Raw genomic sequence first — 16,386 nt, forward strand, 5'->3', positions numbered from 1 at the left:
TATCGGTGCAGAGTATTTATCAGCTGCGTGGAAAATGAATAAGTAAGGTCGCGGTGGTACGATGCCCCATGATGTTGAAAAAAGCTCATTAGTTTACGGTGTGGATCTTTACAGATTCGTGAAGGATATAAAGTTCGTCCTGTTATTCTATGTAACAGGTGACCTGATGACCATGATATACGTTATAGGATCTGGTCTTGCACAGGAAGGCAATCCGATAGTATCTGCATTCTCCTCCATGAATGGACTTTATAGCATCGTACTGTTCAAGGTATTCTTCACAATAGCACTGTTGGGAAACTATACTTATATTATACATTCCACGGCAGGGAAAAAACAGGGCCAGACCTTTGCATGGAATGCCCTCAGACATACCACTTTGCAATAATGGGACTGATAATAATATTCAATAACCTGCTTGTGATGGGAGGCTATATAAACCCTGTTTATCGGGTATTGACCTTTGTAACCAGCCTTCTGATCTGAGACCGGAATCCCTTTAGATTCTTTTCTGACAATCGATAAAGTTAATGTAAGGTCAGTTATAATGTATCGCGCACGATTCTTACAGGGTGCGGGATATATTATGACTGTTGTTGTATTTACCGAAAAGAACAAAGCTGCTTCACAGATAGCCAACATTTTAAGCGGAGGCAAGCCTGACAGGAAGCTTGTCGAAGGAGTGCCAGTCTATATGTTCCGCAGGAATGGCCAGGAATGGCAGGTAATGGGCCTTTCGGGTCATATAATGGGCTATGATTTTCCACAGGAGCTGAACAACTGGCGCTCGGTGGACCCGGCCATATTGATCGATACACGACCCATCAAGACAGTTACAAAAAAACCGTTTGCAGATGCCATTATTTCTCTTGCCAGGGAAGCTGATGCGATAATACTTGCTTGTGATTTTGACAGGGAAGGCGAGAATATCGGTTTTGAAGCGAAGGAACTTGCATCCAGGGTTTCCCGTGCTCCTGTAAAAAGAGCTAGGTTCTCTTCATTGTCGGATTCTGAGATCATTAAGGCTTTTGATAATCCGGTGGAACCTGATGCAGCCATGGCAATGTCTGCGGAAGCCCGCCAGATCCTCGACCTTAAGATGGGCGCTGCTTTTACCCGGTACCTCACCCTGGCCGTAAGAGAAAGGGCACGTACCAAGGAAATCCTTTCCATAGGACCGTGCCAGACCCCTACCTGCGGTTTCGTATATGAAAGAGACAAGGCCATTAAAGAGTTCAATCCGGAGGATTTCTGGAAAATAGAAGCACTTTTCCATGCAAAGGACATGGACTTCAAAGGAGTGCACCGGGCAGGCAATATAAAAGATAAGGCGAAAGCAGCCGAAATATTCGATCGTATCCGGGCAGGCAAGACCGGGCTGGTTACAAAAAAGAGCGTCACTGAAATAAAGACAAATGCACCATACCCGCTCAACACTACCGAATTCCTTAAACGTGCCTCTAAGTTCCTTAACATCAGCCCCGAATCTGCTCTTGAGATAGCCGAGCAGCTGTATCTGAACGGTTTCACAAGCTATCCGAGGACTGAAACAAATAAATATGCCGATGATTTTGATTTTAAGTCAAAAGTCATAGCCTTTACATCCACAGAATACAGAGACCATGCACTTGCCATACTCTCAGGCGGGGATATTGTTGTGCGCAATGGTATAAAAGACGGACATGACCACCCTCCCATACATCCGATAAAAGCTGTTGCTGTAAAGGAAGTGGAAAAAGCTGTAAAGACAGAAGGTGCCGGCAAGATCTATGACCTGATAGCCAGGCATTTTCTTGCTAACCTCATGCCTGCGGCTTTATTTGAGAAGACGCATCTCGAGATCACAGTGGAAAAAGAACTGTTCGACTCTTCGGGGTCCATAATGAAAAACGAAGGCTGGATGGTAGTTTATCCGTTTGAGACAAAGAACGACAAATTGCTGCCCGATATAAAGGAGCAAGATGAGGTCAAGGTGAAAAAGCTGGAGAACATAGCTTCCAAAACCACTCCACCAAAACACCTTACTGAAGCCGAACTTCTCACCCTCATGGATAAACATGGTATCGGCACCAAGGCAACAGCTCCTTCCCATATAGAGACTAACAAGAAACGTGGTTATTTTGAAACAAAGGGGAAGACCATAGTCATCCAGGAAACTGGTTTCATTCTGATGGACGCTCTTAGCACATCGATACCAGTTGTAGTGAAACCGGAAATAAGGGCAAGTATAGAGTCCCTGGTGCAGGAAGTGGAGGATGGCAGCAAGGACTTAGAGCATGCAGTGGCTGAGGGGACAGAGCTTATCAAAATGATGTATTCACGGCTTACCGAGAGCCGGGATTCCATTGTATCGCGGCTTGCAGGATCTATAAATGATGGCACTGCCACTGATGACAAAAAGAACTATATTGGCAAATGCCCGGATTGCGGACGTGTGCTGCGCATAATAAGCACTGAGAAGGGACGTTTTGTAGGGTGCACCGGCTATCCGCAATGCAGGAACAGCTATCCTTTGCCCAGGGAAGGTGCACTTTCAGTGCTTCGTTCAAAAAATTGTAAGAAGGGTGGAGCTGCAGTAATAAAGGTAGGGAACAAATATTGCTGGGCAGTGGGTATAGGTCCATGCTTTGCATGTGACCTTATGAAGAAATGCTTCCCCCCTGAAGTAGTGGGGCCCTGCCCAATATGTGACGGAGAGATGTGTCTTGTCACTACAAAGGATTCACGTTTTCTGGGTTGTAGCAACCGCTGTGGCCGTACTCAGTCCCTGCCGCAGGAAGGCAGACTTACAGTGCTTGAGCGCAAGTGTGAGGTGTGTGGATGGAAAATGATCCGCATAAAGGAAAAAGATAAGGAAGCCATTGAAAAGTGTGTAAATCGCAGCTGTGGAAAAGATCAGGGTAAAAAAAGGCTTTCAACTTGAGTTGATTTTGCTCTAAATCAATTAACCTTGATTAGTCGTATTGCGAACAAATCTTTAAATATAAGAAATGCATACTTAGAATTAGAGACGAAGGGCAAAACCGGAAAACCTTCTAATACCAAACTGGTGTCTAAATCCAAAATATATTCTAAGCCTCCTTAATTTCGGTTTGCGGCTTCGCCTCTACCTCCATAAATTACCATACAGTTCTTCAAAAGCTATTTCATTAAGCTCTTTTCTTGAAGATGTTGTTTTAAACTCGCCTGGATGCCCTATGGCCAGTGCAGCCACGAGTTCAAGAGATGCCGGGGCTTCTAAAATCAAATTCACTTGTTCTTTATTCTTTAAGATCTCTCCGAGCCACACTGCCCCCAATCCAAGTTCACAACAGGCAAGCAGCATATTCTGTATGGCTGCACCTGTGGATTGCACATCTTTTGTGCGATCGTACATCGTAGAGGTATCCAGAAAAACAGCTATGATCACACTTGATCCTTTTACAATAGATGAATAGCGTGTACAAACAGCCAGCTTTTCTATTGTGTCCCTGTTTTGTACTACTATGAATTTCCAGGGCTGGTTGTTAAGGCCCGATGGTGCCCAGCGTCCGGCTTCAAGGATCATTGTTATATCCGATCTTGCCACAGGCTCAGACGTATAACTGCGGATGCTTCTTCTTGAAAGAATGGTCTCTATGGTTCCCTGCATTTATATCACTTCAAAAAAGGTAGACGTGTTCTTGTATATAAGACACGTCTTTGTATGGAAATAAAAGAATTATATTCCAGAAAGTTCACTTCTCATTAAGGCCACTGTTAAGCCATGGCATCATGGCACGCAACCTGCGGCCCACTTCTTCCACAGGGTGTTCCCTGTCCAGACGTTCCATAGATGTGAGCACGGGCCTGTTGGCCTTGCCTTCGAGCACGAACTCCCTTGCGAACTCTCCGTTCTGGATACGTTCCAGAGCTTCGTACATGGCTTCCCTGGACAGCTCATTGATGACCTTAGGCCCAACGGTCATTCCACCGTATTCAGCAGTGTTGGATACGGAATACCACATCTTCTCCAGACCACCTTCATGGATAAGATCTACGATGAGCTTCAGCTCATGAGTGGTCTCAAAATATGCCATCTCTGGCTGGTAACCAGCTTCGACGAGAACCTCAAAGGCAGTCTTGATAAGAGAGGCCACGCCACCGCACAGGTCTACCTGCTCGCCGAAGAGGTCAGTTTCCGTTTCCTCACGGAAGGTTGTCTCAAATACTCCGGCCCGTGTACAACCTACACCTTTTGCATGTGCCAGGGCTAACTCTTTTGCCATGCCTGTAGCATCCTGATAGACTGCAATAAGACCAGGGACCCCATGTCCTTCTTTGTAAGTTCTGCGCACAAGGTGTCCCGGGCTTTTTGGTGCCACCATGTACACATCGATGTCTTTCTTGGGCACTATCTGATTGTAATGGATGTTAAAACCGTGGGAGAAAACAAGAGCATTACCTGGCTCAAGTCCGGATTCTATCTCCTCATAGTAAATCTGGGACTGTGTTTCGTCCGGCAGAAGCATCTGGATGACATCAGCCGCTTTGGCCGCCTCTTTGACCGTCATGACCTTAAGGCCATCCTCTTCTGCCTGCCGCCATCGTTTGCTGCCCTCACGCAGACCTACGATCACCTCAAGTCCGGAATCATGCAGGTTCTGGGCCTGGGCATGACCCTGGCTGCCATATCCCATCACCGCTATCTTCTTACCTTGCAGGATGCTGAGATCTGCATCCTTATCATAGTACATATTTACTGCCATTTGAATTACCTCTTAAGTTTATCTTTATACGCTCTTCGGGCCTCTGCGCAGGGCAATTTTACCTGTACGCACCATTTCCTTGATACCGAAGGGCTTAAGCAACTGTTCTATTGCCTTGATCTTGTTCTCGTCACCTGTTACCTCTATGACCATGGACTTGCTGGCAACATCGATGATCTTTGCCCTGAAGATGTCTGCTATTTGCATGATCTCGGAGCGATTGTTCACATCCGCATTGACCTTAATAAGGACAAGTTCCCTTTCCACAATGTCCTCGGTCCCAAGATCTGTTACCCTGATAACATCGATCAATTTATTTAGCTGTTTGGTGACCTGTTCCAGAACGAGGTCATCACCACGTACGACAATGGTCATCCGGGATATTGTGGGATCCTCGGTAACCCCCACTGCCAGGCTGTCTATGTTATAGCCCCGGCGGGCAAACAAGCTGGCAACCCGTGAAAGCACACCGTATCTGTTCTCCACCAGAACTGCAAGTGTATGTTTCATGCTTTCCTCTCCAGGTCCATTATCTCGTTGATAGCCGCTCCTGCCGGCACCATGGGCGATACGTTCTCTTCACACTCTACCCAGAAATCTATCAGCGTGGGCCTTCCGGAAGCTATTGCCTGCTCGATGGCCGGCCTGACCTCTGAAGGCTGTGTAACGCGCAGCCCGAGTGCACCGTATGCCTCTGCGAGCTTTACGAAATCAACACTGTTCCTTATACAGGTATAAGAGTATCTTTTATCGAAGAAGAGTTCCTGCCACTGCCTGACCATACCCAGATAACCATTATTGAATATAGCGATTATCACGGGGATATTCTCCTGGACAACAGTTGCCAACTCCTGCGAGTTCATCTGGAACGAGCCGTCACCTGAAATATCAAAGACCACTCTGTCGGGCTTTGCCATTTTGACCCCGATGGCTGCCGGGAACCCGAATCCCATGGTACCCAGACCTCCGGACGATATGAACGTCCGGGGTTCACTGAACCTGAAGTATTGCGCAGCCCACATCTGATGCTGGCCAACTTCGGTAACGATGATTGCATCCTTGCAGGCATCATGGATCTGTTCTATGATGTACTGGGGTTTGATATTTTCCTTGCCGCCAATATAATGCAGGGGATATGATCTCTTCCAGTGTGCTATCCTTTTCAGCCATTCATCGGTGGGAGCCCTTTCGACATATTTAAGCAGGTCTTCAAGCACCTTTGCGGCATTACCCACTATAGGGATGTCTACGCGCACGTTCTTGGATATCTCTGCAGGATCTACATCTATATGGATGATCCTGGCATTGGTTGCAAAAGATCTGATCTTGCCCGTGACCCTGTCATCGAACCTTGCACCCACGGCGATGATGAGATCTGATTCCTGTATCGCATAGTTGGCATATTTGGTGCCGTGCATTCCCAGCATACCCAGGAACAGCGGATGGTCCACCGGGAAAGCACCCATCCCGGTAAGTGTCGTGGTGACCGGAGCCTGCACTTTTTCGGCAAGTGCCCGCAGATATTCGCTGGCATTTGCACTGATAACTCCGCCCCCTGCGTAGATCACAGGTTTGGAAGAGAGGGAGATCTCTTCTGCAGCCTTCTTTATTTGCTGAATGTTACCTTCATAAGTGGGATTATAACTGCGCAGCTTCACCGTTTCTGGGTAGTGGAAATCGATCATTTCGGTTGTGAGATCCTTGGGGATATCTATAAGCACCGGCCCCGGTCTGCCAGTGGATGCAATATGGAACGCCTCCTTCATGATCCTTGGAATATCGTTAGCATCCTGCAGAAGATAATTATGTTTTGTTATAGGCAGGGTTATACCCGTGATGTTAGCTTCCTGGAAGGCATCGTTCCCGATCATGGACAGCGGCACCTGGCCGGTCAGGGCTACAATGGGTATGGAGTCCATGTAAGCAGTGGCTATACCTGTGACCAGGTTAGTTGCTCCGGGGCCGGATGTGGCTAAGCATACTCCCACCTTACCTGTGGCCCTTGCATACCCATCTGCGGCATGGGCAGCTGATTGTTCATGGCGTACAAGCACATGGCGTATCTTTGAGTCATACAGTGCATCATAAATGGGAAGCACCTGACCTCCGGGATATCCGAATATCGTGTCTACGCCTTCCCTATACAGACACTCGATGATGGCTCTTGCACCTGTCATCTTCTCTGTTTGTCCTGTCATACGATCACTCTGATGGTCATTTTTTTAGATGTAGATATGTGTGTTTATCACTCTTTTATTCTATCAGACGATTCTGCCTGTATCAAACGATTGATACCGTTAAGCATTGCCTCCACAGAAGCCATGATAATATCAGTGCGTGTACCTCTGGAAGTTATCATCCTGCCGTCCTTTGAAAGTTTCACCAGTACTTCCACAAGGGCATCAGTGCCTCCTGTAATGGCATCCACATGGTATTCCTCAAGCTGGATGTCTCCTACCCCAGCCACTGCTTTCTTTATACACTGAATAGTAGCGTCCACAGGTCCATCGCCTATACCTGCCTGGACGACCTCCTGGCCATCAACTTTCAGTTTTACCGAAGCTGTGGGAGTGACCCTGTTCCCTGATACTACGGTAAAGTCTTCAAGTTTGACCCTGGAATTGCACTGGATGTTTAGTACGGTCTCGGCAATGGACTGAAGATCAGCATCAGTAACATGCTTGCCGAAATCACCCAGCTCCTTTACTCTCTTGAGGATCTCGTTAAGGTGAGAATCCTGGATATCATATCCCATTTCCTTAATGGCAAGAGATACAGAGCTTTTGCCTGCATGCTTACCCATCACGATCTTACGCTCACGTCCGAGTATTTCCGGCCGTATCGGTTCATATGTGGATGTGTCTGCCAAAAGACCATGTACATGAATACCTGCCTCATGAGAGAAAGCATTGCCTCCTACAAGAGATTTGTTGGGAGCTACGGGTATACCCGTAAGGCGGCTTACAAGCCTCGAGGTCTTGAAAAGCTCAGTTGTCTTGATACCTGTATCATATTTGTACAACCATTCAAGGATCATTACCACTTCTTCAAGGGAGGTATTACCCGCTCTTTCCCCTATGCCGTTAATGGTCACATGTGCTTCTCCTGCACCTGCTCTGAGAGCAGCTACCGTATTTGCGGTGCCCAGGCCGAAGTCATCATGACAGTGTATGCTTACAGGTATCTTTAAGGAAGCTGCCAGATCCTTGAATATAGCCTCTGTCTTTTCAGGTATCAGCATACCTACGGTGTCGCAGAAACAGAGTCTCTCTGCACCAGCCTCGATACCTGCCTGGTAAATGGACTTCAGGAAGTCAAGATCTGCCCTAGAGGCATCCTCTCCACTAAGCTCAACGATAAGCCCATGATCCCTGGCATATTCCGTAGTCTCGATGGCCATCTGCATTACTGCTTCCCTGTCCTTCTTGAGCTTAACTCTAATGTGCAGATCGGACACAGGAGCCACAAGATGAATGGAGTCCACATCACATGCAAGCGCATAGTCGATATCAGGTTGCATGATCCTGCAATAGCTGCAAATATCTGCACTTAAACCTTCAGCCGCAATTGCGCGGATGGATTCCCTTTCCCCTTCGGAAGTGATGGCTGATCCGGCCTCGATAATATGCACGCCAAGCTCGTCTAGCTTGCGGGCAATGGCAAGTTTGTCCTCTTTAGTTAGCGCCACGCCGGGCGTCTGTTCACCGTCTCGTAGAGTTGTGTCCAAAAAGCGGATGTTTTCCAATAATAAGACCCCTCACAGGTATTAGTCTGCGGCAATAGCCAACAGTACCTACACCGATATCGCTATACTATATATGGATATCGATGTATCTATCATGATTGTTCACTAAAGAAGAACAAAAGAAAAAGTGCCTGAATTCCAGGCATCAGAAATACTTGTCAATAGCCTCTATTGAGCTTACCAGAAGGTCTACACATGCCTTGACGTCAGCTGTATCCACTACTTCCACGGGAGAGTGTATATAACGGGTAACTACGCTTATGACACTGCATGGGATGCCCGCTCTTGTAAGGTGTATGGCAGTGGCATCCGTAGTACCACCATCACCCACCTCAAGCTGATAGGGGATGTGTTTCGATTCTGCGGTTTCAATCAGCCATTTAAGCACTTGGGGCGAAGCAATAAGACCACGTCCGGAGGCATCTGCCACGGTGATAACTCCACCTTTACCCTGTTCCACTGCAGCATCCTTTTTATCAATGCCCGGATGATCACCTGAAATTGTCGTGTCGACTGCAAGGGCTATATCCGGGTCCAGGCTGAAGGCAGATGTACGTGCGCCTTTGAGACCAACCTCTTCCTGCACGGTTCCCACGGCATACACGGTCGCTTTGATGTCCTTATCTGCAAGTTGCCTCATAACTTCCAGAAGTATTGCACAGCCTGCACGGTTGTCAAAAGCCTTGCCTGTTATCTTACCATTTGCAAGAGCAACTACTTCCCTGTCCATGGAAACAGGCGTTCCTATGGCAATACCCATCATTTCAGCATCGTCGCGGCTTGTGGCACCCACATCGATGAACATTTCCTCGGACTTCACAGGTCTTTTCCTGTCCTCTTCTTTCATCACATGAGGTGGTTTGGATCCGATGACTCCGGGAACAGGACCATTTTTGGTATGGACCACAACTCTCTGGCTGTGCAGAGTGGGGTCGAACCAGCCACCTATCTTCACGAACTTCAGGAAACCCTTGTCATCAATATACTGCACCATCAGACCTATCTCATCCATATGGGTTGCGATCATTATTGATGGGCCGTTTCCCTTTTTAGTGCCTATCAGATTGCCCATCTTATCCGCGGTCAGCTCGTCCACATAGGGCTTAAGTCCTTCCTCCATAATGGCACGTATACTTTCCTCATGGCCGGAGATGCCATGTGCATTGGATAACTTCTTCAAAGAATCGACCAGTTTTTCCATATTGACCCTCTTTTTTGGAATTAATGAAGATAATAAGCATTGCTGGTATAAAGGTATAGATGTAAAATATAAAATAAAATAAAAAAAAGAATGCTTTGCTGTATGTTGAAGCTTACTCTAACTGCACCCTAACAAAGTGTAAGATCAATGATCGTCGTTACTGGGACTGTAAGGGATGAAATCAGATAAATGCTGTTGCTTCTGATATCAATACTATATTTAGATCTTTTAATCAATTCAACAATTTGTAAAAATTTGAAGATTTCATTGTTTTTTTATTGATTTTCCTTCCTTAATCCTTCCAAAACCAAATAGCACAAATTGCTCTTATTGCGATGCAATGCAACAACATCTAGCAAGACCCATAAATCGGAACAATGAAATGTGCCACCCAATCAGGTGGATACAATCCATACTTAATATATAATTATTGCAATATGAATATAAGTGTATATATATAACATGTGGCTCGCGCACCCACTTAACAGGTTGCAGTGGCCTTCCCATTATAACGATTATTATAAAAATACACTTCACTATAGATGATTTTATATATATGTACTTACATCCCCATATTCAGAACATAGAACTAAAAAGAATAAGTCTGTAGTTGATTGGAACAGGTACAAAATAAAATAGAGTGATTCAAATGGAACTTATCGAGGTAAAGTGTGTTGTGTGTGGAGCCCCCATCTATGTTTATGAAGAATACATCAAAGAAAACATGTACTGTACCATACATTGTTTGAATATTTCTATTAGCTCTGAAAAAGAGCAAATTGTCTAAATGAATAATTCATGTTTTTAACTTCATATTATAATTATTCAAATATTCTGCTAAATGATAAGAGATCGCTTTTTTGTCAATTAATCTATACCTTATAGATATTCGAATATTATATATCTCATAAATGTCTACTGAAAGTAACATGCAAAGAATACTTATCACCGGAGGATTAGGACAAGTAGGTAGTTACCTAGTGGATGCATTGCACGAAAAAGCGGAAGTCACAGTGCTGGATAATTTTTCATCCACTACAAGGGAAACTGTACCTCGGGAAATCAGCATAATAAAAGGTGATGTTCGAGACAGGATAGCTGCAGACCTTGTAAAACAAAACGACATTATTATCCATACTGCAGCCCAGATCAGCGTCACAGCCTCGATGGAAGACCCACTGTCCGATGCACATAACAACGTATTCGGCACCCTCAACCTGCTTGAGGCAGCCCGTAGGTCCCCGACATCCAAGTTTGTCTACATAAGTTCAGCAGCCGTATACGGCGATCCTCTTTATACACCTATCACCGAGTCCCATCCCCAAGACCCGCTTTCTCCATATGGTACCAGCAAACTGAGCGGAGAAAAATATTGTATGATGTACCATAAGGCCTTCGGTCTGCCTTCCTGCTGTATCCGTCCCTTTAATATTTACAGCCCCAGGCAGGATCCGGATAATCCGTATTCTGGCGTAATATCACGTTTCATTGACAAAGCCAGGACAAAACAAAGTCCTGTGATCTTCGGAGATGGTAACCAGACCCGGGATTTCATCTCCGTTCACGATATAGTGGATATGATAATGCTACTCCTTGAAAACGAGGAGGCTAACGGCCAGGTGTTCAATGCAGGCACCGGCAACAGTACCACTGTAAGCGAGCTTGCACACATGATCCTGGACATATTCGGCGTGGATGTTCCGGTGCAATACATGCCGGAAAGACCCGGAGACATCAAATATAGTTGTTCTGACATATCCAAAGCAAGGGAGATACTTGGATTTGAACCAAAGGTGCTACTAAGAGAAGGACTAATGGAATTTGAAGAGATAAAAACATAAGACAATTGGATTTGTGCTCAATTAAAAAATGTAAAAGAGAAAAAGGAGACAGCTCACTTCAGAGAGTGACTGTTCTTATCTCCTCTGCCTATTCCCTTGTACACAAAACCTGCATTAATGAACTTATCAGGGTCCACCACATTGCGGCCATCGATGATTACCGGCTGTTTCTTTCCCATCTTCTGTTTGATCTGTTCAGGGGTCAGTTCGAAATACTGTTTATGCCCGGTGAAGATAACGACCACATCGGCTCCTGTCAGCACCTTATCAATATTAGCATGTATATCTATGCCAGGGTAGTGGACGACGTGAGGATCCTGGACATTTATTTCACAGCCTGCCTGTAGCACCATATCCCTGTATGTTTCTGAAGGTGGGTTACGGGCGTCGTCGGAGTCGTTTAGGAATGCCCAGCCTAACATAGCTATCTTGATGCCTTTGGGCTTTTTACCGACCCTTTCCAGAGCCTTAACAGTGAGGTTGAACATATGCTTTGGCATAAAGTCATTGACCCTTCTGGCAAGCACATAGATAGATTCGGCATTCTCGGGATAGTCCAGAGGTTCTATACCAAGGGTGACACCGCGTTCCAGATGGTAGGTATCCTTAGTCAAACAATGTCCGCCAACACCTGCTCCGGGATACAGAATAGCCCGTGTGATACCTTCGCCTTTAAGGCTTGCAATACCGGCACGTACATCATATACATTTATGCCCATGGCCTCACAGTAAAGCGCAAGCTGGTTCACAGCTGCTATCTGCAGGTCTCTGAAAGTGTTCTCAGCAGTCTTGGTGACCTCTGCAGCAGTAGCTGTCATGGGTATTATCTTACCCTTCGTAAGCACGGGGGTATATAGCTCAGCTGCACGTCGGGTACAGACATCATCAATTCCGCCTACTATCCTATCATGTTCCCTGATGTTCTGCAAAAGCCTTCCGACCATTACCCTCTCCGGTGCATGCGCCAGTGCGAAATCCTCGCCTGCAACAAGACCAGATTCCTTTTCCAGGATCTCCCTTGCCATACCTACGGTGGTACCAGGAGTAATAGTGGATTCAAGTACCACAAGCATGCCTTTCCTGAGATTCTTACCAACGTTCTGTATACCTTCGATTAGTGCGGTAAAGTCCGGCAAGAGGCTTTTGGGGTCCTCAAAAGGTGTCTGTATAGCTAATGTAACAGCGTCAAGCTCGCTGATCCTTGAAAAATCAGATGTGCAGGTGAACTTGCCTGCCTTTACTACATTCTGCAGCAGGCCTTCAAGTCCTGGCTCTTCGCCTTTAAGAGGACTTTCACCTTTGTTAAGCATATCGATCTTATATCCGGAAGAGGATGAAGCTCGCTGGAACCCCAGCACATGATCAAAACACGGGGCATCTGCAAACAGTGCAGCTGCAGGTATACCCACATATCCCATACCGATAACACCTATTTTCTTGATCGGCCCTTTCTCAGTAAGGATCTTTATTAATTTCTCGCTCATTGTGATCACTTTATTTAGTTTAGTATTATATGTCTACCACTTTTTCTTCATGATATGATGTAATAGCAGCCATACATGCCTCAAGGGCATGTTTTCCATCCTCGCCATTAGGATGCGGATACTCGTTATTGGCAACACACCGCACAAAGTATTGAAGTTCATTGAGTAAAGGCTCTTTCGGCTCAACCTTTGCCTCACGTACCCATTCCTTATCGTGGAGCACAACAGATTGTTTCAGATAATCAAGATATGCAACACCCTCAACACCCACTGCAGTAAGAGTGCGTACTTTGTGTGGCGTCAGCCAGTTAACATCCACAAGACCTGAATATTCATGATCGAAGCGTAGGTGTATAGATGCATGGTCCTCAGAAGAATGAATGTTTGCCCCTGCAATCGTGTAGACCTGGTCGATCTTCTTACCATACAGATAAGAAATAATATCTACATCATGCACACCAATGTCCAGAATAACACCTACATCCCTTATCCTGGGGTTATAGGCACCTACTCTCCTTGTGGACATGGATACGATCTTTCCCAATAATCCTGACTCGATGATCTGCTTGAGCCTGATGACAGCCGGATTGAACCTTTCGATATGCCCTACCATGAGCATCAATCCCTTTTCTTTGGCAGCCTTTATCATCAGATCCGCATTTTCGAGGGTGTCTGCAATAGGCTTTTCCACAAGGACATTAACTCCGGCATCCAGAGCATCCAATGTTACGTCTTTATGCATTTTGGTGGGAACCACAATGCTCACTGCATCCAGGCCCTGGGACAGCAGCTTCTTATAATCTGTATAAGCTGTTGTCTTGAAAGTGTGTGCAAGCTCTTCTACAAGTGCCTGGTTCACATCAGAGATACCAACCAACTCGACGCCTTCCATTTCACTGTAGATCCTCACATGGTTCTTTCCCATGGAACCTACACCAATTACTCCTACTCTTATCATATCTTACCTCTGGGCCCATTCCTTTATCGATGCAATGACAGTGTTGATATCAACATCTGATAACGCCGGATGCACAGGTACAGACAGGACTTCGCTGGCTGCCTTTTCACTGTTAGGGTAACTTCCTGTATAACCCATTTCCTTGTACAAAGGCTGCTGGTGTATACAAAGGGGATAATATGTACCTGTTCCGATATCCTTCTGCTGAAGAGCATCACGCAGTGAATCCCTGTGATCGGTACGGACAGTATACTGGTGGTACACGTGTAAACAATTTTCTTTCTCCACTGGTAATATAATGTTCTTTGTGCCTTTAAGGCCCATAGAGAGCTTGCTGGCATTCTTCCTTCTCTTTTCGGTGAACTCGTCAAGTCTTCCCATTTGCACGATACCTATAGCAGCAGAAATGTCGGTCATACGGAAATTATAGCCTATCATCTCATGCAGATAGCGCTGTTTAGAACCATGTGCCCTGAGCATACGTGAGCGAGCTGCAATGTCCGGATCATCGGTGGTGATGATACCACCTTCACTGGTGGTCATATTCTTGGTAGGATAGAAGCTGAAAGTACCGGTTCCGAAAGAGCCGACCTTCTTGCCTTTGTATGTTGCACCATGAGCCTGACAGGCATCCTCTATCACAAGAAGGTTATGATCCTCGGCTATCTCCATGATCGCATCCATGTCAGCAGCGTGGCCGTAAAGATGTACAGGCATTATTGCCTTTGTACGACTGGTGATCATCTCATGGACCTGGTCCGCAGAGATAATATAAGTATCAGGTTCGATGTCAGCAAAAACAGGTTTCGCACCAGTGTAAACAATAGAATTGGCAGTAGCTACAAAACTGAAGGGTGAAGTGATCACTTCGTCTCCTTTGCCTATGCCATGAGCCATCAATGCTACGTGCAATGCGGCCGTTCCTGAATTAACGGCTACAGCATGGTCAACTCCGATATACTCTGCAAAGGCCTGCTCGAACTGGGCCACCCTTGGCCCTTCAGCTATTACCCCTGAACGCAGCACGGCGGTGACGGCCTCGATCTCCGCTTCGTCAAGATAGGGTTTTGCGATGGTTATCATTATATACCTCTTTAAGAACTATAACTAGAACAATAGACCTATATTTATATTTTATTCAATTGTCTAAGCTTCTCCGGCAGTTCGGTTATTTTTGCAGGGCAGCCAATGGCAAGTTTCCATGGGGGCACATCTTTCGTAACCAGGGCCCCGGCGGCTACCATTGCTCCTTCTCCGATCTCCACTCCCGGAATCAGAGTGGCATTAGCACCAATAGATGCACCTTTACACAATGTCGGTCCATCAGCTATGTATTCACCTCTGATAGGATATTTATCATTCGCAAGTACTGCACATGGACCGATAAATACGTTATCTTCTATAGTGACATGAGTAGGAATGTAAACGTTGCCCTGAATACTCACATTGTTACCGATTTTTACATTGCCATCTATGATCACGTTAGTACCCACAAGTACACTGTTGCCAATTGAAGTATTTTCCCGTACCATAGCATTGTGACCTGTTTTGAAACTGTTTCCTGTTTTCACGCTACTGAAGATAGTCGTACCTGCACGGATGAAAGACTCTCTGCCAATGATGGCACCTGGGTAATCATAATCCTCGATCTCAAGTCCCTGTTTAATGATCTCCATCAATACACGATGTTCCGGGTAGCCCAATGTGACGTTTTCCATAACTACAGTCCCTTCACCTACTGAAGTTCGTCCATAGAGCTTTGAGCTACGGTGTATACTTATATTATCTCCCATTAGTATCCTCTTCTGATCTTTGAGCATAAATATATTTTAGATAGAATGATATAATTTACATATATAAAGGTTGCAACATGTTTCATAGCTTAACAGTCCCAGATATGACATATAATAGATATTTCTGTCGCAGGTATCGGATGTTCAGGAACAGCAAGACCATAAAACCTGTTACCTCGGAGATGAAAACATAATCAAGGGAAGGAGTATACGCATATGTAAATAGTATCTGAAAATAATCAAGGGCACCACCATAAGTTCCTGGATTACTCGGGAAATGCCATCCCATAAGAGGCCAGAACAGTGTTGCCGGTGTTTCCCACATATTGTCCGCTATCAGATGACAGAAACTGGCAGCTGAGAGGAACATGAATCGTATATCATTTTTTCTCTTCCACAAATAGAAGGAAACGCTGCAGAGAAACACGAAGAACAGCAAAGTATGTGCAAATATCCGACCATTGTCTATAGTTTCTGAAAAAATTACCCTTCCTATTGGCTTGTCGATAAGATCAGGTAACATAGAGCCAAGGGTCACACCTACATAACTAATGCGACCTTTCAAAACTGGAATTTTATGCTCCAGAAGCTTGAAAAGACCCAAAGTAATTCCTAAATGGCCGAAGATGAACATCGT

14 protein-coding genes are annotated in these 16,386 nt (G+C 45.6%); 3 read left to right on the forward strand and 11 right to left on the reverse strand.

Features of this window, described 5'->3' with window-relative positions:
* Positions 1–61: 61 nt before the first annotated feature.
* Together METHO_RS08565 and METHO_RS08570 are read left to right on the forward strand one after the other, a co-directional pair.
* Positions 62–388 carry a hypothetical protein gene (locus METHO_RS08565; protein ID WP_015325135.1) on the forward strand — a complete coding sequence of 109 codons (327 nt, stop codon included), beginning with the start codon at positions 62–64 and terminating at the stop codon, positions 386–388.
* Between the two features lie 198 nt (positions 389–586).
* Positions 587–2,923 (forward strand): DNA topoisomerase, encoded by a 2,337-nt coding sequence (locus METHO_RS08570; RefSeq protein WP_048831125.1) that lies wholly within the window; start codon positions 587–589, stop codon positions 2,921–2,923.
* 183 nt (positions 2,924–3,106) lie between these two features.
* On the opposite strand, the gene METHO_RS08575 is transcribed toward METHO_RS08570, so the two are convergent.
* The 6 genes from METHO_RS08575 to METHO_RS08600 form a co-directional block, all read right to left on the reverse strand.
* Positions 3,107–3,631 (reverse strand): nitroreductase family protein, encoded by a 525-nt coding sequence (locus METHO_RS08575; protein WP_015325137.1) that lies wholly within the window; start codon positions 3,629–3,631, stop codon positions 3,107–3,109.
* Between the two features lie 85 nt (positions 3,632–3,716).
* Positions 3,717–4,715 carry a ketol-acid reductoisomerase gene (gene ilvC / locus METHO_RS08580; RefSeq protein ID WP_048831298.1) on the reverse strand — a complete coding sequence of 333 codons (999 nt, stop codon included), beginning with the start codon at positions 4,713–4,715 and terminating at the stop codon, positions 3,717–3,719.
* A gap of 36 nt (positions 4,716–4,751) precedes the next feature.
* Positions 4,752–5,237, reverse strand: coding sequence for an acetolactate synthase small subunit (ilvN, locus tag METHO_RS08585; RefSeq protein ID WP_015325139.1), 486 nt, complete (start codon positions 5,235–5,237; stop codon positions 4,752–4,754).
* The gene (locus METHO_RS08590; RefSeq protein WP_015325140.1) at positions 5,234–6,925 is read right to left on the reverse strand and encodes an acetolactate synthase large subunit; all 1,692 of its coding nucleotides are present in this window, start codon (positions 6,923–6,925) and stop codon (positions 5,234–5,236) included. The genes ilvN and METHO_RS08590 overlap by 4 nt, the downstream gene beginning before the upstream one ends.
* Before the next feature lie 47 nt (positions 6,926–6,972).
* Positions 6,973–8,472 (reverse strand): (R)-citramalate synthase, encoded by a 1,500-nt coding sequence (locus METHO_RS08595; protein ID WP_015325141.1) that lies wholly within the window; start codon positions 8,470–8,472, stop codon positions 6,973–6,975.
* Positions 8,473–8,617: 145 nt separating this feature from the next.
* The gene (locus tag METHO_RS08600; RefSeq protein ID WP_015325142.1) at positions 8,618–9,673 is read right to left on the reverse strand and encodes a M42 family metallopeptidase; all 1,056 of its coding nucleotides are present in this window, start codon (positions 9,671–9,673) and stop codon (positions 8,618–8,620) included.
* Positions 9,674–10,602: 929 nt separating this feature from the next.
* Between METHO_RS08600 and METHO_RS08605 the strand changes: the two genes are divergently transcribed.
* Positions 10,603–11,514, forward strand: a complete 912-nt coding sequence (locus tag METHO_RS08605; protein ID WP_048831126.1) for a GDP-mannose 4,6-dehydratase — start codon at positions 10,603–10,605, stop codon at positions 11,512–11,514.
* Between the two features lie 53 nt (positions 11,515–11,567).
* Here the strand turns inward: METHO_RS08605 and METHO_RS08610 are convergent, their stop codons facing one another.
* The 5 genes from METHO_RS08610 to METHO_RS08630 form a co-directional block, all read right to left on the reverse strand.
* The gene (locus METHO_RS08610; RefSeq protein WP_015325145.1) at positions 11,568–12,998 is read right to left on the reverse strand and encodes a nucleotide sugar dehydrogenase; all 1,431 of its coding nucleotides are present in this window, start codon (positions 12,996–12,998) and stop codon (positions 11,568–11,570) included.
* 25 nt (positions 12,999–13,023) lie between these two features.
* The gene (locus METHO_RS08615; protein ID WP_015325146.1) at positions 13,024–13,956 is read right to left on the reverse strand and encodes a UDP-N-acetylglucosamine 3-dehydrogenase; all 933 of its coding nucleotides are present in this window, start codon (positions 13,954–13,956) and stop codon (positions 13,024–13,026) included.
* Positions 13,957–13,959: 3 nt separating this feature from the next.
* Positions 13,960–15,039, reverse strand: coding sequence for a DegT/DnrJ/EryC1/StrS family aminotransferase (locus METHO_RS08620; protein WP_015325147.1), 1,080 nt, complete (start codon positions 15,037–15,039; stop codon positions 13,960–13,962).
* 44 nt (positions 15,040–15,083) lie between these two features.
* Complete coding sequence (locus METHO_RS08625; RefSeq protein WP_015325148.1) at positions 15,084–15,749, reverse strand: acyltransferase; 666 nt, start codon at positions 15,747–15,749, stop codon at positions 15,084–15,086.
* Between the two features lie 82 nt (positions 15,750–15,831).
* Positions 15,832–16,383, reverse strand: coding sequence for a metal-dependent hydrolase (locus METHO_RS08630; RefSeq protein ID WP_015325149.1), 552 nt, complete (start codon positions 16,381–16,383; stop codon positions 15,832–15,834).
* Positions 16,384–16,386: the final 3 nt, after the last annotated feature.

It is taken from the genome of Methanomethylovorans hollandica DSM 15978 (assembly GCF_000328665.1).
In the GTDB taxonomy this organism is placed as follows: domain Archaea; phylum Halobacteriota; class Methanosarcinia; order Methanosarcinales; family Methanosarcinaceae; genus Methanomethylovorans; species Methanomethylovorans hollandica.

Bases quoted from the DNA above. Each gene is read 5' to 3' on its own strand.
- METHO_RS08600 (WP_015325142.1), bottom strand. From the start codon at position 9,673: ATGGAAAAACTGGTCGATTCTTTGAAGAAGTTATCCAATGCACATGGC.
- METHO_RS08570 (WP_048831125.1), top strand. From the start codon at position 587: ATGACTGTTGTTGTATTTACCGAAAAGAACAAAGCTGCTTCACAGATA.
- METHO_RS08575 (WP_015325137.1), bottom strand. From the start codon at position 3,631: ATGCAGGGAACCATAGAGACCATTCTTTCAAGAAGAAGCATCCGCAGT.
- METHO_RS08630 (WP_015325149.1), bottom strand. From the start codon at position 16,383: ATGTTCATCTTCGGCCATTTAGGAATTACTTTGGGTCTTTTCAAGCTT.
- METHO_RS08590 (WP_015325140.1), bottom strand. From the start codon at position 6,925: ATGACAGGACAAACAGAGAAGATGACAGGTGCAAGAGCCATCATCGAG.
- ilvN (WP_015325139.1), bottom strand. From the start codon at position 5,237: ATGAAACATACACTTGCAGTTCTGGTGGAGAACAGATACGGTGTGCTT.
- METHO_RS08625 (WP_015325148.1), bottom strand. From the start codon at position 15,749: ATGGGAGATAATATAAGTATACACCGTAGCTCAAAGCTCTATGGACGA.
- METHO_RS08615 (WP_015325146.1), bottom strand. From the start codon at position 13,956: ATGATAAGAGTAGGAGTAATTGGTGTAGGTTCCATGGGAAAGAACCAT.
- METHO_RS08565 (WP_015325135.1), top strand. From the start codon at position 62: ATGCCCCATGATGTTGAAAAAAGCTCATTAGTTTACGGTGTGGATCTT.
- METHO_RS08620 (WP_015325147.1), bottom strand. From the start codon at position 15,039: ATGATAACCATCGCAAAACCCTATCTTGACGAAGCGGAGATCGAGGCC.
- ilvC (WP_048831298.1), bottom strand. From the start codon at position 4,715: ATGTACTATGATAAGGATGCAGATCTCAGCATCCTGCAAGGTAAGAAG.
- METHO_RS08610 (WP_015325145.1), bottom strand. From the start codon at position 12,998: ATGAGCGAGAAATTAATAAAGATCCTTACTGAGAAAGGGCCGATCAAG.
- METHO_RS08605 (WP_048831126.1), top strand. From the start codon at position 10,603: ATGCAAAGAATACTTATCACCGGAGGATTAGGACAAGTAGGTAGTTAC.